Raw genomic sequence first — 26,829 nt, forward strand, 5'->3', positions numbered from 1 at the left:
AAATCAAATGAAGTATTCATCAATTTTATTTTTTACTGTTATGCTATTTGGGTGTTCTAAAGAAAAGAAAGCTCCTTTTGCCATACCAGAAAATGCAGCAGCCTTAATTGCTGGAGATTCTGCAAAAGTATGGAAGCTTGCAAAAAGAACAAACAACAATGTAAGAATGAATATGGGAGATTGCTTTCTGTCTTACAGAGCGACTTACAAAACAGATAGCATTATGTATGATAACAATGGAGCATTTAGAGATTGTGGTGAGACATTAACGACAAATTGGGCACTTTACGAAAGTGATGATGGTTATCCTTATATCAAACTGAAAGGCGAACAACTCAAAAAACTAATGCATCTCGATGTAGATTATAAATTCTTCAAAATCCTAGATCTCAGTGAAACTCAAATGGTTTTAGAATTTAGACACAAACAGTTCTCATCTAAAGAAACTACAATTGTTGATGTCTTTGTTCCTGATAGTGTATCTATAAAGGATAGGGATTTTCACTGGTAGATTCTAAGTGTAACAAAACGAATCCAGCATCATCTATATGATATGAAAATATACTACTCAATCATTCTTCTTACCGTTGTTATAGTTCAGAATAGTTACGGGCAAAAAGCTAAAAACGAACCTTTTTCATACGATGATGAGATAGAATTTTACTGGAAAACAGAAAACGATAGTTTAGTCCTTAAAGCAAAAAACAAGTTACTAATCCCCACTGAAATTATTATAAGAGAGCGAAAGACAAACAATGAAGTGCAATCTATGTTATTAAAAGCAAAAGATAGTATAACTATAGTCTCTCGTGTTCGCAACAAACCAGACACTTTAATAGCGAAACAATTCAATAAGCGCCTAAAAATTGGTTATTATTATGGACATAAATCACTTATAAACCCAGACACAACTTATCAATATCGTTTACCGTTCCAAAAAGGAAAAAAATATGCAGTGAGCCAAGGGTTTAGAGGAAAATCATCCCATAGTAAAACGTCTTCTTTGTACGCCATAGATTTTCAATTGGACATTGGTGAACCTGTTCATGCTGCTCGTGAGGGGTTAGTCGTTCAGGTAATTGATTGGTATACAGAACATGGTGATAGATCATACATAAAAAAAGCAAACAAAATTGTTGTATTGCATAGTGACGGAACTATAGCATCCTACGTGCATTTAGATTATAAAGGCAGCTTTGTAAAGATTGGCGAGTATATCACAAAAGGACAAAAGATTGGCACTTCAGGTTTAACAGGATTTACTCGAGGACCTCACCTCCATTTTGTAGTTAGAAAGGAGAGAGATATTGCTATTCCCATTTATTTTGAAGGTTATAAAAAGAAAGAATTAAAACGCAGAAAACGTTATAAGGTCAAAAACTAACTATATAAACTCAGCTTCAAAAAGCGCTTTAAAATGTTTGAGTAACTTTTCCTTTACTTCATTTTCATTAACAACTGTAGCACCTAGCTCAACGTTAAGCGAAGTCACCGCTTTGCCTCTAATTCCACAAGGAATAATATTATCAAAGTAGCCAAGGTCTGCATTCACATTGAGTGCAAAACCATGCATAGTTACCCAACGACTAGCCCGTACTCCCATAGCGCAAATTTTACGAGCAAATGGTGTTCCTACATCCAACCATACTCCTGTTTCTCCAGGACTACGATCGGTTTTTAATCCGTATTCTGCTAAAGTGAGAATAATCACTTCTTCTAGAAAACGTAGGTATTTGTGAATATCTGTAAAGAAATTATCTAAATCCAAAATAGGGTAACCCACAATTTGACCAGGACCATGGTAAGTAATGTCTCCTCCTCTATTTATTTTGTAAAAGGTCGCTCCTTTTTGGGTTAATTGTTCTTCAGACAAAAGCAAATTGGACATATCACCACTTTTACCTAAAGTATAAACGTGAGGATGCTCAACAAACAGAAAATAATTATCTGTGTCTAATCCAGCGTCCTCACGTCTATTTTTGATTTTAGTATCTAAAATACCTTTAAAGAGTTGCTCTTGATAGTCCCAAGTATCTTTAAAATCTCTAGCTCCTAAATCTTCAAGTTTTATATTTTTATTCAATAGTCTAATCTTCTAAAACCACATCTAAAGTCATCTGTTCAGGTGACTTAATCATTTCAATAAAGTTCATAGTGAGCCTTACCGTTTTTCTATCTTTACTAATCTCGGCATTCTTATTTGTTACAGATTTAACAGGCTTTGGAAAGTTGTAAACTAAAGTATAGCTCATAGCTTCAAACATCTCTTTAGCTTCTCCCATTTCAGATATTTCCTTGTTAAGCGCATTGATATCATCTGATGATTTATCGTAACCTTCTTTTAAACTTCTTGAAAATGTTTTTCCGTCATATGAAAAATCAACATACTCAAACATACCTTCTGAAGCTTTTGCCACTTGACTTTCTCCCATTTTTGAAAACGAAGGATCAGACTTTGAATTTAGTGATTTTGCGTCTTCAATATTTTTAAGTGTTTCTGGTAATTCGTCCAAACTCTTAAAAGAAGATCCTACACCAATATTAAATAGTCCTTCTTCCTCATCCATTTTCATTCGCATAACAATATTCTCTAGCGCTTTAAGTTTATCTTGCTCTTCCTGAGGTAATGAGGCGATACTATCGGCTTTTTCAACCAACATATCCTTGAAGTAAACCACACTATCCATTTTAACTTTTTCCTTCTCTTCACTATTTTGGCCACCTCCCATTTGCTCTTCGAGTGTCTTCATAACTTCTCCCATGTCATAACTGATCATGAACTCTCCAGATCCGTCTTCTTTAAAAGTGATTTCTTCGGTAAAATTGCAACTGGTTAATAAAAATAAACTGGCTAGTACAAATAAATATCGTTTCATGTTTTAAAAATATAATTGAATTAGAAACGCAAAGATACAATTTATCTTTCAGGATTGTTAAGAATAACTAATGCAGCTATAACGCCAGGAACCCAGCCGCAAATCCATAATAGAAAAACAATAAAAATTGATCCACAGCCTTTTCCAATAACAGACAAAGGCGGGAAAATAATAGCGAGAATGACTCTCCAGAAACTCATAATTTAATTTTTTTGATGATTGATGATGTAGTTATTAGGACGTAGGCTTTATCAATTTGTTACAGTTCGGCGATTCCATGTATCTTCATTTTCTATTAATTAAAAAAATACTAGTTTAGTGCTGTGAGAAATTTATATTACATTCTTAGCTTTTTTCTCTTCGGAAATGTTGCCACAGCTCAACATAACTTTAAAGGTTATATTGATAACGACCGCTGGCAAAATGAAGTTTATTTATCTGTGATTGAAGATTACCGAACACTTGAAGGGATTAATGATGAGCAAATCATAACCAAAGTCACAACAGGTCCAGATGGTTTTTTCCAATTTACAGGAAACCAACTCGACACAGCACACAAAATTTATAAGCTTCATGTTGATAATTGTACATCATTCAATCAAGGAAGTAATCATTTTGAAGGTCATTGTTCGGATAGCAACGATATTTTATTTATTGCAAAAAATACCGATACCATAACATTTCCGCTATCATTTGATGCGCAAATGTTTTGCGACATTGTTTCTACTAATCCGCGTACAGCAGCTTTTATAAAAGTAGATTCACTAAAAGAAGTCATGAAGTTTGCTTATTCAGAATTTAGAAGCAAAGCCAGCAGAGACCTCAATAATAAAAAGTGGTTTAAAACACTGCAGGATTTTGGAGAAACCTTAGATGAACCCCTAGCCGAATTGTATATCTATGCGTTTTTATCAGACCGTGGCAATCAGTTTCATAACTATTACCTTGAGGATCTGAAAGCCAATTCATACTATGATGGATTATTAGAGCGACTACAAGATCAATATCCAAATACATCTTATACAAAGCAGTATGAAGCTGAGCTAACTTCAGATAAATTTATTGCTTTTCCATTAAAAGAAAGTTCTGGTTTTAACTGGATCTATGTTGGTATAGCAGTATTAATTATATCACTCTTATTTAATTTTTGGTTTCTTATTTCAGCTAAAAAAAGAAAAGCCAAACAGCACACCCAAGCCAAAGAGCAACTCACAAAGCAAGAACAAAATGTACTTGATCTTTTATTAGATAATAAAACAAATAAAGATATCGCAGATGCACTTTTTGTGAGTGTAAGCACAGTGAAAACACATGTTAACAACGTTTACAAGAAATTAAATGTGAACTCTAGAGACGAACTAAAATCCCTGTTTAACAATTAGTTACAAAATTCAACCTAGGGACTAGTACTCATTTCAACCCTTATTTTTACAAATTTCACATCGATAATTTTGATGTTTGCTTTCATATTAATCATTTAAAAATTTCAATTATGAAACGAACATTAAACATTGCAGTCTTATTAGTATTAACATTTAGTCTTTTTAATGCTGCAGCACCTGTTAATTATGACATTTACAGTACAAAAGTAGCCGTAATCAAATTTAAAACTGAAGTGGTCGACTATGGAACCATTACTCAAAATTCTGATGGCACTAGACTTTTTTCATTTACAAACACAGGTGATGCGCCTTTATTAATTACAAATGTGAAAGCAAGTTGTGGTTGTACAGTACCAAGTTATTCTAAAGCGCCTATTTTACCTGGTGAATCAGGAGAACTAAGTATTAAGTATGATACAAAAAGACTTGGAGCTTTTACCAAAACAATTACTGTAACCTCTAATGCTGAAGGTGGTAACAAGATTCTTAAAATTAAAGGAAATATTATCGCTTCCAAATAACAAATAGCATCTACCCTTTCGACTACAATCAAAAGGGTAGATATTTTTTTCTCATTAATCTTAAACCATCAACATGATAAAAAACATTACTATTATAATAATCACACTAGTTATTACAGCTCAAATACATGCGCAACCTCTTAATCAAGAAATTGCTCAAGATGGAGAAACTCCTTTTCTACTTGGTAAGATTGATAAAACTGGATTAACCTCTGGCACCTACAACACATGGTTTTCAAAAAACTATAAAGACTACACTATAGATGAATTGATAATTTCAGAATTAAAACAAAAACTAAAAGATTATAACATTACGTTGTTTATGGGAACTTGGTGTGGTGATAGTAAGCAGGAAGTTCCACGCTTTTATAAAATCTTAGACGCTTGCAATTTCCCTATGGAACAATTAACGGTTATTGCAGTAAGCAGAAAACCTTATATGTACAAACAAAGTCCAAACCATGACGAAGCCGGACTAAATATACATCGCGTACCAACTTTTATTTTTTACAAAAACAGAACAGAAATCAATCGAATTGTAGAACATCCTGTTGAGACTCTAGAAAAAGATATGCTAAATATTGTAACCACAAACACGTATAAATCAAATTATCAAATCGTTACCAGAGTACATGAGATACTAAAAGAAGATGGACTAAACGGATTAAAAAAGAAAAGCAAAAAATTAATCAAGTCATTTAAAGGAAAAGTATCCACTATGTTCGAACTCAATACTTATGGACGTGTTCTTTATACCAATAATAACATAGATGAAGCTATTGAAGTTTTTAAACTAAATACAAAACTGTTTCCTGACAACCCAAGAACCTTCATGAGTTTAGCCAACACATTAGGCGTTAGTGGTGATTCAAAAAAAGCCATAAGCGTTATGGAAAAAGCAATACAATTATTTCCTAACAACTTAGACCTTGTCGAAAATCTTGAAGCTATAAAATCTAAATAATAGAAACAGTTGGGTTTAAGACCATCAGGATTTTAAAACCTGATGGTTTTTTTACGTTAATTCTTGTAAATAATGTAATTTTGCACCTCAAAATAAATTTAGAATGCAACTTTCAGAACAAGAATTGGTAAGACGCGATAAACTCGCAAAATTAAGAGACTTAGGCATTAACCCTTATCCTGCAGATTTATTTCCTGTAGATCAAACATCTAAACAGGTAAAAGATCTATTTGAAGAAGGTAAGAAGGTGATTATTGCTGGTCGATTAATGTCTCGTCGTATTCAAGGAAGTGCAAGTTTTGCAGAACTACAAGATAGCGCTGGCAGAATTCAAGTGTATTTTAATAGAGATGAAATCTGTACTGGAGACGATAAAAGCAAATACAACGATGTGTATAAAAAATTGCTTGATATTGGAGACTTCATTGGTATTGAAGGCGAATTATTTACAACCAAAGTAGGCGAAAAAACAGTAATGGTAAAAGACTTTACGCTATTAAGTAAAGCATTAAAACCTTTACCTCAACCACGTGTAGATAGCGAAGGAAAAGTACACGATGCATTTACTGATGCTGAGCAACGCTATAGACAACGTTATGCAGATTTGGTAGTAAATCCGCATGTGAAAGAAGTTTTTGTAAAGCGCACAAAACTCTTCAATGCGATGCGTGAATTTTTTAATAACTCGGGTTATTTTGAAGTAGAAACACCTATTTTACAACCTATTCCAGGTGGTGCAGCAGCACGACCATTTGTAACACACCACAACAGTTTAGATATTCCATTATATATGCGAATTGCTAACGAGTTGTACTTAAAACGTTTAATCGTTGGTGGTTTTGATGGTGTGTATGAGTTCTCTAAAAACTTCAGAAATGAAGGTATGGATAGAACACATAACCCGGAATTTACGGCTATGGAAATCTATGTATCCTACAAGGATTACAATTGGATGATGGATTTTTGTGAACGCTTATTAGAACATTGTGCTATGGCTGTTAATGGAACGACCAAAGCCACATTTGGAGAACACAATATCGACTTTAAAGCACCTTATGCTCGTGTAACGATGGCTGACTCTATCAAGCATTTTACTGGATTTGACATTACTGGTAAAACAGAAGATGAAATTCGTCAAGCAGCAAAAGATTTAGGCGTTGAAGTTGACGACACTATGGGTAAAGGAAAACTTATTGATGAGATTTTTGGTGAGAAATGTGAAGGTAACTATATCCAGCCAACCTTTATCACAGATTATCCAAAGGAAATGAGTCCATTATGTAAAGAGCATCGCGATAATCCAGATCTAACAGAACGTTTTGAATTGATGGTCTGCGGAAAAGAGATTGCTAATGCCTACTCTGAGTTGAATGATCCAATTGATCAACGTGAACGATTTGAACACCAACTGAAACTTGCTGCGAAAGGTGATGATGAAGCTACAGAATTTATAGACTATGATTTCCTTCGTGCTCTAGAGTATGGAATGCCTCCTACGTCTGGAATGGGAATTGGAATGGATAGATTGATCATGTTCTTAACCAATAACCAATCGATACAAGAAGTATTGTTCTTTCCGCAAATGCGTCCAGAGAAAAAGCAAGTAGAGATGACCGAAGAAGAAAAAGCTGTTTTTAAAGTGCTTAAATCTAATTCGCCAATCGACTTAAACGATCTTAAATCGCAATCTGGATTGAGTAATAAAAAATGGGATAAGACCATCAAAGGCTTAACAGGTAAAAAAGTGGCCAAAGTGGTAAAAAATGATGACGGGCTATTTGTTGAAGTGATCTAACACAATAATTATAAATTGGATGAGTTTAAGAAACCAAACCGTATGACTTTGACTCTAAAACTAAAACAGAATTATAAAGCATATCTACTTATCGGATATGCTTTTTTGTTGATTGTTCATTTCATTTTGAAAGATCATATATTTCCGCTTAGCATTGTTTTTTATGCTTTCCCTGTTCCTATTCTTATACTATCTGGATTGTTTTTAGTGCTATTATTTTTCCGCAGAAAAGTATACCGTTTTAGTATTTTGGCGTTAGTGATTCTATTATCTCTTCATTGGTTGCAGGATTATTACATGTCTTCGAAAATTGAAAACTCTAAAGACACGTCAAAAATTTTATTTTGGAATCTAGCTAAAAGGAAACAATTATCTGTATCTTATCTTTCAAAACAAGTCAATACTTACCAACCAGAAATTTTAGCTTTCGTTGAAGCACCTCATACCACATTAAAAAATCTTGATTCTCTAAAAAAGGCATTACCAAATTACAAATTCATGCCACTTAAAGGTGCGATGTTGGTTGCCGCTAAACATGACATTGAGTTACTTGAATTTAGTATCCTTGAAGATGCTTACAAGATCAATTTATTAGAAATCAATACCAAAGATTCTAAGTTAAAACTCATTATAACCGACCTTACAGCAAATATATTAGTGAACAAAAAGAATCCTTTGGCTTTTGTATCTAATGTTGCAAAAAATAATAATGTAGATCTTGTTGTTGGTGATTTCAACACACCCTATGAAAGCGTGTTTTTTGAAACTTATAAAAATGACTTTACAAGTTTTCATGAGTATACTAATGGGTTTACTGCCACTTGGCCACTCGGCATTCCTTTATTTGAATTAGACCACATATGGCTAGCCAATAGGCATTCGCCACAAAGCCTAATCAAGTATTACAACGACGCTTCAGATCATGCGCTATTGATTTCAGAGTTTATCATTGACCAATAACTCATATAAGCAATTCATAGTTAAGTTGATAGCTAAAAATTATCATCACAACGATTAAATCTTTTTGTTGAGAAAGATTTTTATTACATTCGCAATCAGCTATTAATCAGAAAAACAACCCAAATGTTAAAAAAAATCTGTCTACTTGTATTATTCGCTAGTTTTTTACTAAACTGTAGTAATGACGACGACTTTGTCGCAGCCTGCGAAACCGTTACTAATGTATCATCAACTGTAGTTACTAATAATTCGGCTATTATCACATGGGATACCTCAAGTGTGTCAGCCTTATATACGCTAGAATATGGCGTTACTGGATTTACAATTGGAAGTGGAACTACACAATCTGAAACTGACACCAATGCAGTTTTATCAGGATTAGAGCCAGCCACCACTTACGATGTATACATCCAAACTATATGTACAGCAACAAACGTGAGTATGTATTCTGAAGTGTTCACATTTACAACAGATGCACCTTTTGTTGTACCTGAGTTTCTGCCTACACTTTCAGAACTGAACCTTTATGGAGCTGAGAGTTTAGATGTGTTGAGACCAACGACCTACGGCTTTCAATATGAACTAAGCACGGCATTATTTACAGATTATGCTCATAAGCAACGTTTTATGGTGTTGCCACAAGGTGAAAAACTAACTTATGATGGAGAAGGTCTTCCTCTTTTTCCTGACAATACTGTAATTGTAAAGACATTCTATTATAATAATGATGAACGTGACTTGAGTTTAGGACGCAAAATCATTGAAACTAGAGTTTTAATAAAGATAAATGGATCTTGGGAAACTGGAGATTACAAATGGAACGACGAACAAACGGAAGCATTCTTAGACCCAAATGGAAGCATAGTACCTGTAACATATATTGATGCAGATGGAGATACCAATAATGTTAATTATCAAATCCCATCAGATATCGATTGTTTTACATGCCATAGAATAGGTAACGACAAAACACCAATTGGTCCAAAAATGAGAACACTTAACTTTAATGTGAGTGGTTTAAATCAGTTACAGAGTTTAATCAATAGCGATCTTATTGATGGCCTGACTGACCCATCTTCGGTAAGCGTATTACCAAAATGGGATGATGATGTTAACTATACTTTAGAAGAACGTGCTAGAGCCTATTTTGATGTTAATTGTGCACATTGCCACATCGAAGGTGGTTTATGTGAAGTACAATCTACATTGCGATTAGACTATGAACGAGCTTTCGCCGACTCTAATATTCAAAGTAGACGAAATAGTATCATCAATAGAGTTTCAACCTATAATCAAGGGTTTAGTATGCCATTAAATGGTACAACTATGGTACATGATGAAGGTATTGCTTTAATCTTAGAGTATCTAGACACCTTAGAATAAAAATTAAGTTTTTTAGTGTTAAAACATCAAAAGAGCTACTATCAAGTAGCTCTTTTTGTGTTATTTCTAGGCATTTATAGTTAAAATAGTATTAAAACTAGAACTTACTTTTTTATGCTCATATGAGATTTATTATTTTCGTTAACTAATTTTAAAAATCAACCACTTTGAAACATTTTTCTATTAAACTACTCTTAGTAGTTTCCGTATTCTTTGTTGCTGTTTCGTGTTCATCTACGAAAAAAGCCAGCAAAGCAAAAGCAGCCACAACTGCTGCTAAACCTCCAGCAAAAAAACCAGGAAAGAACGATCCAAAACCTTACAATAAAGTCATCACTAAAGATGCAAAAAGTGATAAAGGATTATTTACTGTTCACACTTTAGATGACAAATATTTTTACGAAATACCAGATTCTCTTTTTGATAGAGAAATGCTAATGGTTACTCGTATTTCTAAAACTGCAAGCGGATTAGGTTTCGGTGGAGGAAAACAAAACGAGCAAGTTTTACGTTGGCAGAGAAAAGGAAAGAAAGTTATCTTGCGCGTTGTATCTTATAATGTTGTAGCTGATGATTCACTTCCTGTTAGTGAAGCTGTTGTGAATTCAAACTTTGAACCTGTATTGTACACGTTCCCTATCAAAGCTTATAGCAAAGACTCAACGAGTACAGTAATTGATGCGACACCTCTATTCCAAAAAGATGTAAAATCTTTAGGATTGCCTCAATTTAGAAGAACACCTTATAGAGTGACACGTTTAGAAAGTGACAAGTCTTTTATTGAAGGCATTAAAAGTTATCCTAGAAATATTGAAGCTAGACATGTAAAAACTTATGCTGCAGGAAGACCACCATCAAACTTTAGTACGGGAAGTATTTCTATAGAAATTAATAACTCTATGATCTTGTTACCAGACAACCCAATGAAGCGTCGTTATTTTGATGAGCGTGTAGGATGGTTTACAAGTAACACTACAGATTATGGATTAGAAGATCAAAAAAGTAAATCTCTTACGTATTTAGATCGTTGGAGATTAGAAGTTAGAGACGAGGACATAGCCAAATTTAATCGAGGTGAATTAGTTGTTCCAAAAAAACAAATTGTATACTATATAGATAGAGCGACTCCAGTAAAATGGAGAAAATACATCAAGCAAGGTATCGAAGACTGGCAAGTTGCTTTTGAAGCTGCCGGATTTAAAGAAGCCATTATTGCTAAAGACCCTCCTTCTGTTGAAGAAGACCCAGAATGGAGCCCAGAAGATGCACGTTACTCTGTTGTACGTTATTTAGCATCTCCTATTCCAAATGCCAATGGTCCTCACGTAAGTGATCCAAGAACTGGTGAGATTTTAGAAAGTGATATTAACTGGTACCATAATGTAATGTCTCTATTACGTGGCTGGTTCTTTGTTCAAACTGCAGCTATCAATCCTGATGCTCAGAGCCCACAATTTAAAGATGAAGTCATGGGACGCTTAATTCGTTTTGTTTCTGCTCACGAGGTTGGACACACATTAGGATTACCTCATAATATGGGAAGTAGCGTTGCTTATCCTGTTGAAAAATTACGTGATGCTGCATTTACTCAAAAATATGGGACTGCACCATCAATTATGGATTATGCACGTTTTAATTATGTAGCACAACCTGGAGATGAAGGTGTGGCTTTAATGCCAAATATTGGTGTATATGATAAATATGCTATTTCTTGGGGATATAGACCTATCTTAGGTAAAACTGCTGAAGAAGAAAAACCAATCCTTAACCAGTGGATTATGGAACATGCTGGAGACCCAATGTATCGTTTTGGTCACCAACAAGCTGGAGACGTTGTTGATCCAAGTTCTCAAACTGAAGATTTAGGTGATGATGCAATGCTAGCAAGTGACTACGGAATTAAAAACCTTAAGCGTATTGTTCCTAATTTAATTAACTGGACTACAGAAGCTGGCGAAGATTATGACGATTTACAAGAAATGTATGGTCATGTTATTTCTCAGTTTAACCGTTACATGGGACACGTCTCTAATAATATAGGTGGTGTGTACGAGCATTATAAAGCTGCAGGTCAAGCAGGAGCTGTTTACACTGCTGTAGATAAAGATCATCAAAAGAAAGCGATGAAATTTATTCAAGATAACTTATTTACAACACCAGATTGGTTAATCAATAAAGATATTTTTGATCGTATCGAGTTTACTGGATCTGTTGAACGTATTCGTGCTATGCAATCTAGAACACTTAATAATATCATGAGTCTAGGAAAAATGCAACGTCTAACTGAAGCTCATACTTACGATAGCAATGCGTATTCATTAACAGAAATGATGAGAGATTTACGTAATGGTGTGTGGAGTGAATTACGATCAGGCAGAAGAATTGATACGTATAGACGTAATTTACAACGTGCTCATATTGATAGACTAGCATTCTTAATGACTGCTCCAAACCAGAGCGGAAGATCGTTTAGTCCGTATGTAAAAGTGACTGGTGTAAATACAAGTCAGTCTGATATTAGAGCTGTGGTAAGAGCGGAACTAAAATCATTACAACGTTCATTACGTTCGGCTCGTGGTGCTGATTCAATGAGTAGAATTCATATTGCAGATGCTTTAGAGCGTATTGATGCGATATTAAATCCTAATGGATAATATAGAATTCAATATATAAAACAAAAAAGCTTCAGAGGGTTCTGGAGCTTTTTTTTATTTCAGTAACTTATCAATAGCATTTTGATAGCTTTCAAACTCCACCAAATCATTATGACTACCACCTTTAATTGTTATAAACGTTGTAAGTTCCTTTGGAGCAACAGCCATCAATTTTTCTGCTGAAGCATAAGGCACAACACTATCATCAGTGCCATGTAAAATAGTAATAGGACAGTTTACATCAACTATAAATTCGTTTGAAGGAAACTTATATTTCAGCAATGTCGATACTGGAAGAATCGGAAATCGGTGTTTTGCTACATCTACAATACTATAATAAGGGGTTTCTAAAATGAGCTGTTTTGGTTTATTTTTTGAAGCTAAATAATTGGAAATCCCTGTTCCTAAAGAACGTCCATATAAGGTAATATCATTTTCAGAATAGTGCTGTAACAAATAGTCATAACAGTATTGTGCATCATCATAAAATGCTTGTTCACTAAGTTTGCCAGTACTCTTTCCGTAGGAGCGGTAATCCATCACCAATACATCATAGTTTTTGGCAACAAAATATTCGGTGATTTTTCCCCATCGACTTAGGTCACCTGCATTTCCGTGGAAATATAAAATGACGCCCTTAGGGTTGTCTGTTTTAAAATGGAGAGCATTAATGCTAACATTAGTTGAAGGTTTCAAAAACAATTCTTCGAAAGGGTAGTCAAAACTATACTGATAATTCTGTTCCAATGTCGTAGGAAGAAACAACAGTTTTTCTTGTAAAAAGTAAAGTGACGTGCCTATCATAACATATAGTACTATTACAACCTTAAACAGGTTTTTAAGCCTTTTTCTTAGTTGGTTTTGAAGAGTGAATGACATTGATACTTGTGGTTTCTAAATCGATGGTTTTGGGCGCTTTATTTATTATATCATCTAACATGACGTGATATGATTCGAAGTTATTGAGATCTTTGTGTCCGCCTCCTATTACTGTATGCAACTTGGTAAGCTTTGGATTTACCTTAGACAGCTTCAAGCTTGTTTTGAACGGAATCAATTTATCATGTGTTCCATGAATAATATGAATTGGACATTGCACGTATTTAAGCCATTTATAAGTTGGTAATGGGTATTTTATCAATAATGATAATGGCATAAATGGAGCGTAACGCGCTGTGACTTTGGTTAAACTATAATATGGCGCATCTAGAATTAGCATCTTAGGATGATTCATCGACGCTAATTTTGCCGCAAAACCTGAACCCAAGGATCTTCCATAGAGAATTATACGATCCTCGGTGGTTTGTTCTTTAAGCTTGTTATAGACCAATTGCAAATCACGTTTGATGGCTTTTTGTGAACGCCTCCCTGTGCTCTTTCCAAAACCGCGATAATCAACCATTAACACATTATAGCCATGCCTCGTAAAGTCTACAGCAAACTTTCCCCAGCCTTTAATACTTTTAGAATTACCCTTGAGATATAATACAACACCTTTACTCTCTCCTTTAGGAAAAAATCGAAGTCCATTAATAATGGCACCATCACGTGTTTCTAGGTTATACTCTTTAGTATCCTGATTTTCATAATCAAACTGAAAATCGGCTGGTAGTTTTTCTGGTTTAAACAACATATAATCCTGCAAATAATATAAAGCTATACTAATCGCAATATAAATAGCAAGAACAGTTATAAGAATAGACAACCAATATGGCATATGAGCGGTTTTGTTGTAACAAGATAGCAAAAAATTGCTAGTGTATATATTTCAGAAATACATCGGCAAATGGGTCTTGATTAACTACAGTGTAATAAAACAATGCACCAAGCCAACCATGAAACAAACCAAGCACATATAAGTTTTTAGATTTAAGATAGACATAGCCATAAAACAAGGCTAAAACAAAGGTCCCGATCATTAACCAAACAGAGGGATAATGTACTACAGAAAATAATACTGCAGTCATTAAAATAACGGTAAATTTCTTAAGCTTAATAGATTTTAGAGTACTTAGATTTCCTGCCACTAAGCCAATAGTTAGAAATTGCTGTACAGTTCCCCAAATGGGATACGTGATCAATAATGGTAATATATGCCAAGTCGGGTTTAAAGTGCCTTGTATATAACCTATCGCTAAAAAAGCTATTATTGAGACAATCCCAAAAGGCAGTACTAGTTTTAGTACATTTTTGAAGTTATCTCGTCTAAAGCCCCAATCTTTTAAGACGAACTTATCTTTTTTAAAGCGATAGCTTACATAAATAGACCACGATAAAATAGCAACAACTACAAATGGTAATCGCCAATTGAGATAATCCATAAAAATAAATTTCCCAATACCAGTTAAGGCTACAGCAATAATTTCAAGAAGTCTAACCTTATCTGAAATAGGTCGTGTTAAACTAAAGTTTGAAAAGTCTGTTAAATATTTGGTGAGTCTTGTTTTCATGTTAATAGCGATAAGGATAAAACAGTAAACTAAGAGCAACTAAGGTTAAAAGCATTAACCAAAACACTATATGCCTATACTTAGTCATCATCTTTTTTGAAATAAAGTAATAGAGTACAGCGAATATAAAACCGAGAATAATAAATAAGGGAATCGAAACCACAAAGATTAGAGATATACCACCTCCACCTACTGGCACAAACGGTCTCATCATAAGGGTTAAAAACCCGAAGAATACTAAAGTTACGATTTTGTAAGAGTCTTTCATTTTTTAAGGCTTCATATTTAAAACCTTTCAGACATTACACCTGAAAGGTTTAGGGTAACTAACCAACCCATCATCAAAACAAAAAAATCATATATACGATAATCCCTTCGGCGATTCCTGTAATGATGCTCATTCCTAAAATATCTTTGATTTTACTTCTTAAAAAGAATACAGTACTTAAGATGGCCATAATAGCTGCTAACAATATTTCTAACGCTTTAATTTCTGAAAGCAAATAAGTAACACCTGTAAATGCTGCTGTAATTCCTGCGGTAATAAGGCAGAATTTGATAATTTCATCTTTGGTGTAATTGCCCTCTTTAAAGCCTTTTCTCAAGTCTCTGAGAATAGATAAAATAAATAGTAATGGTACTACAGATAGAAATGGAGCAAAAATAACTTTGATACCTTTTACAATACTTAAATCGTAGTAAAAGAAAAACGCAATAGCTGTAAAGGCCAATAAACCAGTAACGATAATAGATTGAAATGTAAATAACAATTCTCGTTTGTTGACATTGGTTTTCGGTTTCGGAGGTTGCATAATTGGATTCATAATTTTAAGGTTTTGATGATTTTACTTTTGTTTTAATTACTTAAGCGGTTAGAAAAAATACATGTATAGCTAGTGAGAGAAGGACACCACTTAAAATTCCGTTAACTCTCAAATTGTTGTACAAAATGTAATTAAGTACATAGCTACTTATTGTTGTGGAGTTAATGAGATGTGCAAAAATGAGATGGTCTTCTAATTTTTGACCCGTAGTCCATTCTACTAATTGCATACTCACAACACCTATAATGACACTCACTACGAGAAGTATGGTAGCTGGTTTTTGGTTCTTCAGTTTGTATTCGTCTGTATTTTGCGGTAAAAAATGTTCAATCAATAGAAAACGCACAAAAAATAACATGGGTAACGGAAACAAAATAGATGCAATTATTTTGATAACATCTTTTAAGGTTTTAATCTCGTCATATCCCAAAAACACTAAATAGACAAACACAACTACCGATACTCCAGTAGTGACAATAAATGCGGTATTAACCTGTTTGAGTTTCATTTTAGAAACTTGAAAGATTCGCATTGGTAATCGATCGATTAGCTAATTGTTCGACACAATGATTATAGCTTTCAATAATTTCGTTTTGAATTTGTTTAGAAAACACAACTACTGTAGCAATAACAACTATAAAAAGTGTGGTTTTGATAAACTGTCTCATAATATTTTGTTTTGTTGATTACACTACAAATGTGCGACGGTTTAGCAAGTCTAGAAATACAGTTTTTATAAAAAACTGACGATATAATCCATTCTATATTGAATTTTAATACTATTTTTACTGAAATTAATTAATTATAACCGACGATTAAATGACAGATTTAAATGCTATAGTTTCCACTTTTTCTTCGGAAGATGAGCAACGTTTTATCAATTACTTAGAGAAGAAGAACAAACGAAATGACACGAAGAACATCCAATTGTTTAAACTTTTAGCTCAAGACGAACTTACGTCAAAAGAAATGTGTCAAAGCATTTATACTAGTAATAGCAAAGATGCTTACCATGCCTTAAGAAAACGACTTTATCAATCTCTTATTGATTTTATTGCTAATAATAATCTAGAAGAAGAGAACTCAGTAGATATGCAAATCATTAAATATATTCTTGCTTCCCGAACATTCCTCATTCATAAAAAACCAAAAATTGCCTACCAAATATTAGACAAAGCCGAAACATTAGCTCAAGAACATTATTTGTTTCCCATACTCAATGAAATTTACCACACTAAGATCCAATATGCTTACTTAAATCCTTTGGTCGATATTGATGATTTGATAGTAAAGTTCAGGAACAATCAAAAACAGCATTTCATAGAAGAAGAGCTCAATTTGGTTTATGCAAAAATTAGACAAACCCTAAGTGATATGAATTACAAAGGAAAAATTCTTGATTTTGAAACCATACTTAATGACACATTAGAAGAACACAATATTGATATTTCGAAATCACTATCATTTAAATCTTTATATCAGTTAATGACTATCGTTAGTCTTTCTGCCTTTGTAACCAATGATTATTTAAAGATAGAGCCTTTTTTAATTGACACCTATAAAAGTATTAAACACCACAAGAGTAATAATAAGCAACTGGTGTATCATATTCAAGTGATTTATATGATCGCAAACACATTGTTTAGAAATAAAAAGTTCAAAGAATCATTGATATACCTTGAACTAATGAAAACACTAATGCTTCAGCAGCGAAAAAAGTACTACACCACATTTAAATTAAAATACAACCTACTGATAGCCCTTAATTACAATTATCTAGAAAGACAGGAAGAAGCCATTGCTTTACTAGAATCTGTGAAGCACACAAAACATGCTGATATTGAGTCATTATTAGACATTCATTTAGGTCTGGTCATGTTTTATATTCAAAAATCAGATTTTAAACGTGCAAAAACTATGTTTTCTAAGTTTTATCATACTGACAAATACTACATAGAAAAAGCCGGAAAAGAATGGGTCATAAAAAAGAACCTTTCAGAAATTATTCTTTACATAGAACTTGGAGATTTAGATCTTGTAGAGTCTAGATTGCTAAGTTTCAAACGGTCGTATTTTGATTATTTACAGCAGATTAGCCAAGAAAGAGTAATTATTTTTATAAATTTAATCGAATTTTATTTTAAAAATCCTGAACAAATAAGAACCAGTGAATTTAAAGATAAAGTTGAAAATGCATTCGTTTGGATTGATGAGCAACAAGAAGATATTTTTGTTATGAGTTTTTATGCTTGGTTAAAAAGTAAAATGGAAGCTAAACCGCTTTATGCAACAACATTAGAACTTGTAAAACGAGCACAAACTGTTAATTAGAGGTTAAAATTTTATTATCAATTAAACCATTCTAATTGAAGATGGTCAAAGAAACATCAATTAAAAACGTATAATATTAAAACCAAAACAGATTATGAAGAAATTAATTTTAATCGCATTAGCATTTGTCTCACTACAAGCTGTAGCACAAGGCAAACAGAAAAAAGAACTAAAAAGGGAGAGAGGAGCTAGAGCCGAAATGATGAAAGATATGTCTCCAGAAGAGATCGCTACAATTACTACTAAAAAAATGACACTTGCTTTAGATTTAACCGAAAAACAACAAGCGCAAGTAAAAGAAGTGATGTTGACACAAGCCGAAACAATGAAAGCCAAAAGAAATGAACGTGAAGAAATGAAAAAAGAGAAAGGCGAAAAAAAAATATCTAAAGAAGATCGTGTTAAGATGATGAATCAAAGATTAGATGACCAAATTGCCATGAAAAAGAAAATGAAGTCAATTTTAACTTCTGAGCAATATGAGAAATGGGAAAGTTTACAAGGAAAACACCAAAAACGTGCTAGAAAAAAAATGAAGGACAAGCCAAGACATTAATTCATTTCACAGATATTTATGAGCAAAGCATCGATTTTAACAGTCGATGCTTTTTTTTATCATAAAATTCATTAATTTTAAGCCTGTTGAACTATTTATGATACAAAGACAATGAAAAAATTAATTACACTTTGCATATTTGCCATGGCACTTTTATTTAGTACTCAAGATGTCACAGCCCAAAATACTTTAGAAATTAATGAAGTAGCAAACACAAAAACTAAAGAGCTTAGAAAGAAAATCAAGTTTGAGCAAAACAAAATGGATGATGTATATAAGGCTTATCAAGCCTATGGCATTGCTTATAAAAAGATAAGTGGTAATTTAGAAGGGAATAAAGATCGTCTCGAAAAAATAGAAAAAGTGTTAGATGAAAAACTAAAAACGATATTAACTCCAGAACAATATCACAACTATTTAGAACTCATACGAGGACTCTAACTTAGTTTAAGACAAATAAAAAAGCGACTTCTTCAAGTCGCTTTTTTATTTCTATAATGTTTGGGCTACTTTTTCCACTGCCCTTATTGTTTCATCTAAATCCTCATAACTTAAAGCATCTGTAATAAACCAAGTTTCAAATGCACTAGGCGCTATATAAATTCCTTCATTTAACATACCATGAAAAAAGGCTTTAAAAGTCTCATTATTTCCTTTTGCAGCCGAATCAAAATCAACAACCTCATCTTCTGCAAAATGAATAGAAATCATTGAACCTTTTCTGTTAATTGTATGAACAACTTGATGCTTATTAAGAGCATTGGCACACCCTTCGTGTAAATACTTGGTTTTATCAGCCAATCTTTTAAACAAATCTTGATCACTATTAATTGAAGTGAGCATAGCTAATCCAGCAGCCATAGCCAGAGGGTTTCCACTAAGCGTTCCCGCTTGATACACACTTCCTAAAGGTGCCAAATGGCTCATAATCTCATTACGTGCAGCAAAGGCGCCAACAGGCAAACCACCTCCAACAACTTTACCAAAGCAAACAATATCGGCATCTACATTGTAGAGTTCTTGAACGCCTCCTTTAGCAAGTCTGAAACCTGTCATTACCTCATCAAAGATGAGCAAAATATCGTTTTGATCACAAATAGTTCTTAATGCTTTTAAAAAATTATTTTTAGGAGGAATACATCCCATATTACCAGCTACAGGTTCTATGATAATACAAGCAATTTCTCCTTTATTTGCATCAACTAATGCGTTAACATTATCAATGTCATTATAAGTCGCTAATAACGTATCTTTTGCTGTGCCTTGTGTTACACCTGGACTATTAGGACTTCCAAAAGTTACGGCTCCACTTCCAGCTTGAATTAAAAACGCATCGCTATGTCCATGATAACAACCGGCAAATTTTATAATTTTCTCTTTTCCTGTGTATCCTCTTGCTAATCGCACGGCACTCATACAAGCTTCTGTTCCAGAATTTACAAAACGAATCTTGTCAATGTTTGGAACCATTGACACAGCTAACTCTGCAATTTTCGTTTCAATTTCAGTAGGCATTCCAAAAGAAGTACCTCGCTTTGCTTTAGCAATAACAGCATCTACAACAGGTTGGTAAGCATGACCCAATAACATTGGACCCCAAGAATTAATGTAGTCAATATAGCGATTATCATCCTCATCATAGACATATGCCCCTTTTGCTGATTTTGCAAAAATTGGTGTTCCTCCAACAGCTTTAAAAGCTCTTACTGGCGAATTGACACCGCCAGGAATCACCTGTTCTGCATCTTTAAATAACGCACTACTACGTTGATATAACATATTATTTTGATTTTATAATAAGAATTTGACCTAGAGAAAGGTCATTGTTTGTCAAACTATTAAGACGCTTAATTTCTTCAACAGAAGTATTATATCGTTTCGATAATGAATATAAAGTATCGCCTTTTACCACTTTATGACTTACAGACAAATCTGATTTGGGTGTGTCATTTGGAACTGCAACATTATTTAAAACCATGTCATCATATTTATCTAATTGATAGCGCTCAATTAAGCTAATCAATTTCTGAGGATATCGTCTATCTGTTGCATATCCAGCAGCTCTCAGTCCTTTTGCCCATCCTTTATAATCGGTTGATCTTAGCTTAAACAATTTAGAATAACGACCTCTAGTTGTTAAAAATGCTGAATGGTCTTCAAAAGAAGAGAATGCATGTTCATACTTTCTAAAGCATTCTTGAGATTTATCATCATCATGATAGATCTTTTTACCTTTCCAACCATGACATTTAATTCCGAAATGGTTATTAGCTTCTACCGACAATCTCCCTTTACCAGAACCAGATTCTAGTATACCTTGCGCTAATGTGATACTTGCAGGGATTTTAGACTTTCGCATTTCATCCATGGCAATCGCATTATATTTCAAAATATATACCTCGGTAGCACTCAATTTTGAATTTTCTGGTATTTCTACAGCTTTTGGCAATTCTTTTACTTCTGGTGTTGTCTTTGGCACAACAACAACCTGCTCAGTTTTTTGTTTTGACTTGCTTTTTTTTGTGACAATTCTCTTTTTAGAACCACAACTAAAAGCAAATACACTTAAAACTAAAACGAAACCTATTTTTTTCATAGACATTAAACGATTAAAGGCTTTTTTTGTTGTTGTAATTTAGTATTCATTCCTTCAATTCCTTGCAAACCACCAGTATGTATGGCTAGTATTTTTGAATGCTTCGGAAAATAGCCTTTTTTAATTAAATCGTAAATACCAAACATCATTTTCCCTGTATAAATTGGGTCTAATGGAATGCTATAAGAATGTTTAAATTCGTTAATAAATGTTATTAACTCTTCAGTTACTTTAGCATATCCACCAAAATGATAATTGGTAATTAACTCCCAATTTTCATGTAATGCAAATTTAGTAATTTCTTCTTGTAAAAAGTCACCTTTTAATGCAGGAAAACCAAGAATTTTTTGATGTGGTAATGCTGAATTTATTAATCCGGAAATAGTTCCTCCAGTACCTACAGAGCAACAGACAAAATCATAACATTCGTCTGATTCAGTCAATATCTCTTCACAACCTTTTATAGCCAATGCATTTGTACCTCCCTCAGGAATCAAGTAAAAATCACCAAATTCATTTTTTAATGTAGCTATAAAATTTTTATCTGCTTTACTCCTAAAATCTTCTCTTGTCACAAACTTTAATATCATTCCGCAGTCTCTAGCAAAAGTTAACGTTGGGTTTGTATCAACTTTATGTATCAACTCTTCGCCTCTAATAACTCCAATAGTATTAAAACCAAATTCTTTTCCCGCCGAAGCTACAGCAGCGATATGGTTTGAAAATGCACCTCCAAAAGTTAATAGCACTTTTTTTTTCAATCGCTTTGCTTCAAGAAGATTGTATTTTAATTTTCGATATTTATTGCCAGAAATATAAGGATGAATCAAATATTCAGGTTTTATACACACCTGATTATCAATACTTAAATTCCTTTTGTCTTCAAATTTTAACATTTAGTCGAATATAATAACTGTATTTATACAAACAAAGTTTAAAAAACTATATTTATATTAGAATACCTAGGCTTAATTAAAATATAAATCAAAGAATTAAGCAGTATTGCTAAACATATCCCCATATTCATCAGTTCATACCCTAACAGAAAATCATGAATTTCATGAGTTTATTTGTTGTGTATAAAATTGAATATGTATGATTAGAAAATTACTCTTAGCCTCAGTATTTACTATATTTTTGAACTCAGGATTGAATGCACAGGTCACAATCTTCTCAGAAGATTTTGAGACAGCAACTGGATCAGAAAATGAAGCCAGTCCGTATTTGGGATGGCAAAATGGTTTTTTTCCAACTACCCCTCCAACCAATAACAATTTCTTTTGGGTATTTGACAACACCAGATGCCCTGTAATTTCTGGAAATTATTCTATGGCGGTTAGTACAAATAATCCTGTAACTACAGCTCCTTTTCCAGAATATAGAACTAACAGAAATGCAGCTACTTTTGTATACAATACAACTGCCATTGATGCCACAAATTACACTAATTTAACATTAGATTTTAATTGGATTTGCGAGGGAGAAGCAGGTTTTGATTTTGGAACTGTTTTATACTCACTTGACGCTAACACATGGTCTGTGCTACCTGGTACTTATCAAGGTCAAAGTACTGTTCAAAATGTTACTAATTTAGACTTATCTGTAGTTGATGGTCAAATATTCTATCTAGCTTTTGGTTGGGACAATGATGGTTCATTTGGAACATTCCCAGGTTTTATAATAGATGACATAGATGTTAGAGGTAATATTATCCCAGCTTGTACGACCCCTAACCAGCCAACAGCACTAGTTTTAAATCCAACCGGAGACACTATTAATGGCTCATTTACTGCAGCAGTGCCAACTCCTGATAATTATCTCGTGGTTCAAAGTGCATCAGCTGTTCCTCCAACTCCAGTTAATGGAACATCTTACAATATAGGAGACAATATAGGTGCAGGCTACACAGTTGTAGATATTGATACAAATACTAACTTCACTGCAACCGGTTTAAACCCTTCTACCACATATTATATTTATGTGTTCTCATATGATGATAATTGTCTTGGAGGGCCACAATACAATAATACCAACCCTTTAAATGGAAACACAACAACAACTACATCTAGTTATTGTACCCCTAGTACAACAGGTAGTATTATTGTTAAATACATCAATGACGTTGAGTTTATAGGCACTTTAAATGATGTAGCTAATTATGGTAATGGAACCTCAAGTACCTCTAATGGCTATTCAGATTATACTGGATTAACAAATAGCATTCAAGCTCAAGGTGAAGGTGTTAATATTTTTGTTGGTTCGAATACCGGACGAGGACGATATAAAGCATGGGTAGATTGGAATAAAGATGGCGTATTTAATAATGATGCTTCCGAAATAGTTTATGATTCAGGAGGTGTATTAACTACAACCACTACTTTTGGCTTTGTAATTCCCGCGGGACAAGCTATTGGAGATTACAGAATTCGTTTACGATTCAACAATGCTTTTAATGATCGCTTTGGAACAGAATTAGGCTCTTATAACTATACGGCTTGTGAACCTTTTATTAATCATGATTTCCCTGGTCAAAACAATGACTATACAGATTACGGAGAAGCTGAAGATTATCTTTTTACTGTTGTTGAAAATTGCTCTGCTCAAATTACGAGTATAACAAATGGTTCTACATGTGGACCAGGTTCTGTCGATTTGACCGTTACTGGAACATCTGGTGTGACATCATATAATTGGTATGATGCAGAAACCGGTGGTAATCTTGTAGCTACAACCAATTCAGGTACTTGGTCTCCAAATATATCTTCGACTTCTACCTTTTGGGTTACTGCTTCAAATGGTTCTTGTGAATCATTGAAACGCTTAGAAATTATCGGGACACTAAACCCTATTACTGAGCTTACTATTTCTCCAGCAGTTCCAATTATTTGTGGCGAAAATGATGTTATACAAATTTCAGCAACTGGTGATACCGAACTTGCTTACCTGATTGATGAAGATTTTGAAGGCGGTGGACTCGGAGTTTTTACAAACATAAATTATATTGATAACGGAGTGGCAGCAAACGCTTTAAGTGCTTGGCAAAACCAAACCAGTACGTTCGTACCTAGTCAATTAGTTTGGTATCCAGCCATATCTTCTGGATTTGGGACAAATCAGTTTGCAATGTCAACTTCAGATGTAAATCCTGCCACAGGTTTTGTCTATGAATCATTAGAATCACCAACTGTAGATTCATCAACTTTTACAGATTTAACTCTGAATTTTGACATGTACTTTTCGAAGTATTTAACTGGCTTAGATCCAGACTTGATTGAGGTCTACGCATCTACTGATGGTGGAGGCACTTGGACACTTATTCAAGATTATACAGATGATGTAGGTTATGGAACTAGCTTTGTAAATATCAACTTAGATTTATCAGCTTATATAAATGAACCAAATTTAAAAATTTCAATAGATTATATTGCTCAATGGAGTGATGGTGTAGCCGTAGATAATATTCAATTATTTGGTTCAAGACCTCTTAACCCATCATTTACTTGGACTGGCACAGTCGATGCCTATACAGATGCAGCGGCTACGATACCATACACCCCAGGAGCAACTACCGCGTCTGTATATATAAAACCTACAATAGTTCAATTACAACAATCGACCTTTTCATTTACTGCCAATGCAACACTTTCTAATGGCTGTACTATTAGTAAAGACATTTCAATTATTAATAATACCAAAATTTGGAATGGCACCCAAGGCACATCAACTTGGAACGATGCAAACAATTGGTATCCTACTGGAGTTCCAACAAGTGATAACTGTGTCATCGTTGGTGATGTTGGCACACTTCCAGACCCAAGTATATTAGGCCCACCTGTACCGCCTACACCGGCATATGCTAGAAATTTAACTGTTAAAAGTAATGGTAATTTGGAATTAGAACCATCAACATCTTTAACCGTGACTGATTGGATTGATGTCGATGCAAATGGTATTCTAATGGTTAGAAATAGCGCTAACCTAGTTCAGGTTACCAATGTAGCTACTAACAATAACACAGGAAATATAACGATGCAAAGAGAAGTGACTGGATTAAACCCTTCAGATTACGTCTATTGGTCTTCATCAGTAGAAAATTTTGCTGTCGCTGGTGTTTCTCCAGGTACAAATGCTGGATTTAATTTAATATGGGTTCCAACGGTTGGAGGAAATGGCGCAGGAAACTATGGAGAATGGCAAGCCACAACAGAAAACATGGTTGTTGGAAAAGGATATGCCATTAGAGGGCTTTCTGGAACTTCTGTAGTGAATACTGCAGAATTTATTGGTCGACCAAGTAACGGTATTATAAATAGACAAATTTCTAGAGGAACTTACAATGGAGTTAATTACCCTGGAGCTGGATCAACAGTAGCAACCGCAATTGATGATAATTGGAACTTAGTTGGTAATCCATTCCCATCGGCAATTTTTGCAGACACATTCATTGCAACAAATGCAGCCATCATAACAGATGATGCAAATCCTGCAATAGCTGGCACAGTGTATCTTTGGTCACACCAATCTGCACCTAGCAATGCTGTGACCGATCCGTTTTATGGTGATTATGTGTATAACTATAATCCAAATGATTATATAGCTTATAATTTAACAGGATCTACACCAGCAGGTTTTAATGGATTTATTGGAGCAGGTCAAGCATTTTTTGTTCTAATGGACCATGCTGCTACTACACCTTCAAATCTCATATTCGACAATACTATGAGAAATGGCGTGTATAATAATAGTCAATTTTATAGAACTACTAATCCGTCTGAAAACGATGATGAAACTGTAATTGAAAAACATAGGATTTGGTTGGACCTAATTGATAATAATGATAATGCTAATTCTATTTTAATTGGATATATTTCAGGAGCCACAAATGATAAAGACAGATTATTTGATGGCGATCAATTAGCTGGAAGTAATACACTCTTTTACTCATTAATTAACAACGAAAAAATGGCAATTCAAGGTCGATCAATTCCTTTTGATGACATAGACACAGTGCCTCTTGGATATCAGATTCCTCAGAATGGGACCTATTCAATTGCTATCAATAACATAGATGGTTTATTTGATACAACGAATCAAAACATATTTTTAGAGGACTCTTATACCAATACTATTCATGATTTACGCTTGAGTCCATATAGTTTTACTTCAGATTCTGGAACCTTTAATGATCGATTTATTCTAAGATACACTAATGAAACACTATCTGTTGATGAGTCTAATTCATTAGATGGACTCACAATTATAGCTCCTAATGGAAAATACGTGAAAATAAATTCTTCCATCTGTCCTATCAAAACTGTGGTAATATATGATCTATTAGGAAAAATGGTTATTGACGAACAAAATATTAATAGTACAGAGCTTACAATCCAAACCAAGCAGCTAGCAAATGCTACCTATATTGTAAAAGTGATGCTTTTAGACGAAAGAGAAATCACACAAAAAGTCATCCTAAAACAATAGTTTATAAATAACTAACAAAACCAAAAAAAGGCCTTGATTTTAAATAATCAAGGTTT

Annotated in this window: 26 protein-coding genes; 13 read left to right on the top strand and 13 right to left on the bottom strand. The window is 33.8% G+C overall.

The annotated features are described in order from the left end of the window. Positions 1–7: 7 nt before the first annotated feature. Positions 8–511: a lipocalin family protein gene (locus Q0783_RS17755; RefSeq protein ID WP_298897391.1), complete on the top strand. Its 504-nt coding sequence runs from the start codon at positions 8–10 to the stop codon at positions 509–511. 42 nt (positions 512–553) lie between these two features. Continuing rightward, positions 554–1,384, top strand: a complete 831-nt coding sequence (locus Q0783_RS17760; RefSeq protein WP_298897393.1) for a M23 family metallopeptidase — start codon at positions 554–556, stop codon at positions 1,382–1,384. Here Q0783_RS17760 and lipB read toward each other — a convergent pair whose 3' ends face one another. From lipB to Q0783_RS17775, 3 genes are read right to left on the bottom strand one after another with little or no spacing between them, the layout of a single operon-like run. Then, positions 1,385–2,083 carry a lipoyl(octanoyl) transferase LipB gene (gene lipB / locus Q0783_RS17765; RefSeq protein ID WP_298897395.1) on the bottom strand — a complete coding sequence of 233 codons (699 nt, stop codon included), beginning with the start codon at positions 2,081–2,083 and terminating at the stop codon, positions 1,385–1,387. It abuts the gene before it with no gap. 4 nt (positions 2,084–2,087) lie between these two features. Beyond that, complete coding sequence (locus Q0783_RS17770; RefSeq protein ID WP_298897397.1) at positions 2,088–2,876, bottom strand: hypothetical protein; 789 nt, start codon at positions 2,874–2,876, stop codon at positions 2,088–2,090. 41 nt (positions 2,877–2,917) lie between these two features. Continuing rightward, positions 2,918–3,076 carry a YqaE/Pmp3 family membrane protein gene (locus Q0783_RS17775; protein ID WP_230936973.1) on the bottom strand — a complete coding sequence of 53 codons (159 nt, stop codon included), beginning with the start codon at positions 3,074–3,076 and terminating at the stop codon, positions 2,918–2,920. 123 nt (positions 3,077–3,199) lie between these two features. Between Q0783_RS17775 and Q0783_RS17780 the strand changes: the two genes are divergently transcribed. From Q0783_RS17780 to Q0783_RS17810, 7 genes are all read left to right on the top strand, one after another. Then, positions 3,200–4,258 carry a LuxR C-terminal-related transcriptional regulator gene (locus tag Q0783_RS17780; protein ID WP_298897399.1) on the top strand — a complete coding sequence of 353 codons (1,059 nt, stop codon included), beginning with the start codon at positions 3,200–3,202 and terminating at the stop codon, positions 4,256–4,258. A 110-nt stretch (positions 4,259–4,368) separates the two neighbouring features. Then, the gene (locus Q0783_RS17785) at positions 4,369–4,779 is read left to right on the top strand and encodes a DUF1573 domain-containing protein (RefSeq protein ID WP_298897401.1); all 411 of its coding nucleotides are present in this window, start codon (positions 4,369–4,371) and stop codon (positions 4,777–4,779) included. Positions 4,780–4,852: 73 nt separating this feature from the next. Continuing rightward, the gene (locus Q0783_RS17790) at positions 4,853–5,743 is read left to right on the top strand and encodes a hypothetical protein (RefSeq protein WP_298897403.1); all 891 of its coding nucleotides are present in this window, start codon (positions 4,853–4,855) and stop codon (positions 5,741–5,743) included. A gap of 103 nt (positions 5,744–5,846) precedes the next feature. Further along, positions 5,847–7,538: a lysine--tRNA ligase gene (gene lysS, locus Q0783_RS17795; RefSeq protein WP_298897405.1), complete on the top strand. Its 1,692-nt coding sequence runs from the start codon at positions 5,847–5,849 to the stop codon at positions 7,536–7,538. Positions 7,539–7,580: 42 nt separating this feature from the next. Further along, on the top strand, positions 7,581–8,498 hold the full coding sequence (locus Q0783_RS17800; RefSeq protein WP_298897407.1) for an endonuclease/exonuclease/phosphatase family protein: 918 nt from the start codon (positions 7,581–7,583) through the stop codon (positions 8,496–8,498). A 123-nt stretch (positions 8,499–8,621) separates the two neighbouring features. Then, positions 8,622–9,881, top strand: a complete 1,260-nt coding sequence (locus Q0783_RS17805) for a fibronectin type III domain-containing protein (RefSeq protein WP_298897409.1) — start codon at positions 8,622–8,624, stop codon at positions 9,879–9,881. A 167-nt stretch (positions 9,882–10,048) separates the two neighbouring features. Further along, positions 10,049–12,535 (top strand): zinc-dependent metalloprotease, encoded by a 2,487-nt coding sequence (locus Q0783_RS17810; protein ID WP_298897411.1) that lies wholly within the window; start codon positions 10,049–10,051, stop codon positions 12,533–12,535. A gap of 54 nt (positions 12,536–12,589) precedes the next feature. Here Q0783_RS17810 and Q0783_RS17815 read toward each other — a convergent pair whose 3' ends face one another. The 7 genes from Q0783_RS17815 to Q0783_RS17845 all read right to left on the bottom strand — a co-directional run bounded on the left by Q0783_RS17815 (position 12,590) and on the right by Q0783_RS17845 (position 16,477). After that, positions 12,590–13,414, bottom strand: a complete 825-nt coding sequence (locus tag Q0783_RS17815; RefSeq protein ID WP_298897413.1) for an alpha/beta fold hydrolase — start codon at positions 13,412–13,414, stop codon at positions 12,590–12,592. Further along, complete coding sequence (locus Q0783_RS17820; protein WP_298755180.1) at positions 13,374–14,252, bottom strand: alpha/beta fold hydrolase; 879 nt, start codon at positions 14,250–14,252, stop codon at positions 13,374–13,376. The genes Q0783_RS17815 and Q0783_RS17820 overlap by 41 nt, the downstream gene beginning before the upstream one ends. Before the next feature lie 37 nt (positions 14,253–14,289). Next, on the bottom strand, positions 14,290–14,985 hold the full coding sequence (locus tag Q0783_RS17825; protein WP_298897415.1) for a CPBP family intramembrane glutamic endopeptidase: 696 nt from the start codon (positions 14,983–14,985) through the stop codon (positions 14,290–14,292). Between the two features lies 1 nt (position 14,986). After that, complete coding sequence (locus tag Q0783_RS17830; protein ID WP_298897418.1) at positions 14,987–15,253, bottom strand: hypothetical protein; 267 nt, start codon at positions 15,251–15,253, stop codon at positions 14,987–14,989. A gap of 73 nt (positions 15,254–15,326) precedes the next feature. Further along, positions 15,327–15,809, bottom strand: coding sequence for a hypothetical protein (locus Q0783_RS17835; RefSeq protein ID WP_230936985.1), 483 nt, complete (start codon positions 15,807–15,809; stop codon positions 15,327–15,329). A gap of 40 nt (positions 15,810–15,849) precedes the next feature. Next, a complete protein-coding gene (locus tag Q0783_RS17840; protein WP_298897420.1) occupies positions 15,850–16,317 on the bottom strand; it encodes a hypothetical protein in 468 nt (155 codons plus the stop codon). Position 16,318: 1 nt separating this feature from the next. Continuing rightward, positions 16,319–16,477 carry a hypothetical protein gene (locus Q0783_RS17845; RefSeq protein ID WP_230936987.1) on the bottom strand — a complete coding sequence of 53 codons (159 nt, stop codon included), beginning with the start codon at positions 16,475–16,477 and terminating at the stop codon, positions 16,319–16,321. Between the two features lie 151 nt (positions 16,478–16,628). Between Q0783_RS17845 and Q0783_RS17850 the strand changes: the two genes are divergently transcribed. From Q0783_RS17850 to Q0783_RS17860, 3 genes are all read left to right on the top strand, one after another. Beyond that, positions 16,629–18,140 carry a hypothetical protein gene (locus Q0783_RS17850; RefSeq protein ID WP_298897422.1) on the top strand — a complete coding sequence of 504 codons (1,512 nt, stop codon included), beginning with the start codon at positions 16,629–16,631 and terminating at the stop codon, positions 18,138–18,140. Positions 18,141–18,234: 94 nt separating this feature from the next. Next, the gene (locus tag Q0783_RS17855) at positions 18,235–18,696 is read left to right on the top strand and encodes a DUF4890 domain-containing protein (RefSeq protein ID WP_298897424.1); all 462 of its coding nucleotides are present in this window, start codon (positions 18,235–18,237) and stop codon (positions 18,694–18,696) included. Between the two features lie 111 nt (positions 18,697–18,807). Continuing rightward, positions 18,808–19,137 (top strand): hypothetical protein, encoded by a 330-nt coding sequence (locus Q0783_RS17860; protein ID WP_298897426.1) that lies wholly within the window; start codon positions 18,808–18,810, stop codon positions 19,135–19,137. Between the two features lie 51 nt (positions 19,138–19,188). Here Q0783_RS17860 and hemL read toward each other — a convergent pair whose 3' ends face one another. The 3 genes from hemL to Q0783_RS17875 are packed head-to-tail and all read right to left on the bottom strand — an operon-like array spanning position 19,189 to position 22,188. Then, positions 19,189–20,475 carry a glutamate-1-semialdehyde 2,1-aminomutase gene (gene hemL, locus Q0783_RS17865; protein ID WP_298897428.1) on the bottom strand — a complete coding sequence of 429 codons (1,287 nt, stop codon included), beginning with the start codon at positions 20,473–20,475 and terminating at the stop codon, positions 19,189–19,191. Between the two features lies 1 nt (position 20,476). After that, positions 20,477–21,292 (bottom strand): glucosaminidase domain-containing protein, encoded by an 816-nt coding sequence (locus tag Q0783_RS17870; RefSeq protein ID WP_298897430.1) that lies wholly within the window; start codon positions 21,290–21,292, stop codon positions 20,477–20,479. A gap of 5 nt (positions 21,293–21,297) precedes the next feature. Then, entirely contained in the window at positions 21,298–22,188 is an 891-nt protein-coding gene (locus Q0783_RS17875) for a pyridoxal-phosphate dependent enzyme (RefSeq protein WP_298897433.1), read from the bottom strand. 199 nt (positions 22,189–22,387) lie between these two features. On the opposite strand from Q0783_RS17875, the gene Q0783_RS17880 reads away from it, so the two are divergent. Then, complete coding sequence (locus Q0783_RS17880) at positions 22,388–26,773, top strand: GEVED domain-containing protein (RefSeq protein WP_298897435.1); 4,386 nt, start codon at positions 22,388–22,390, stop codon at positions 26,771–26,773. The last annotated feature ends 56 nt before the right edge of the window (positions 26,774–26,829 follow it).

It is taken from the genome of uncultured Psychroserpens sp. (assembly GCF_947500255.1).
Lineage (GTDB): Bacteria > Bacteroidota > Bacteroidia > Flavobacteriales > Flavobacteriaceae > Psychroserpens.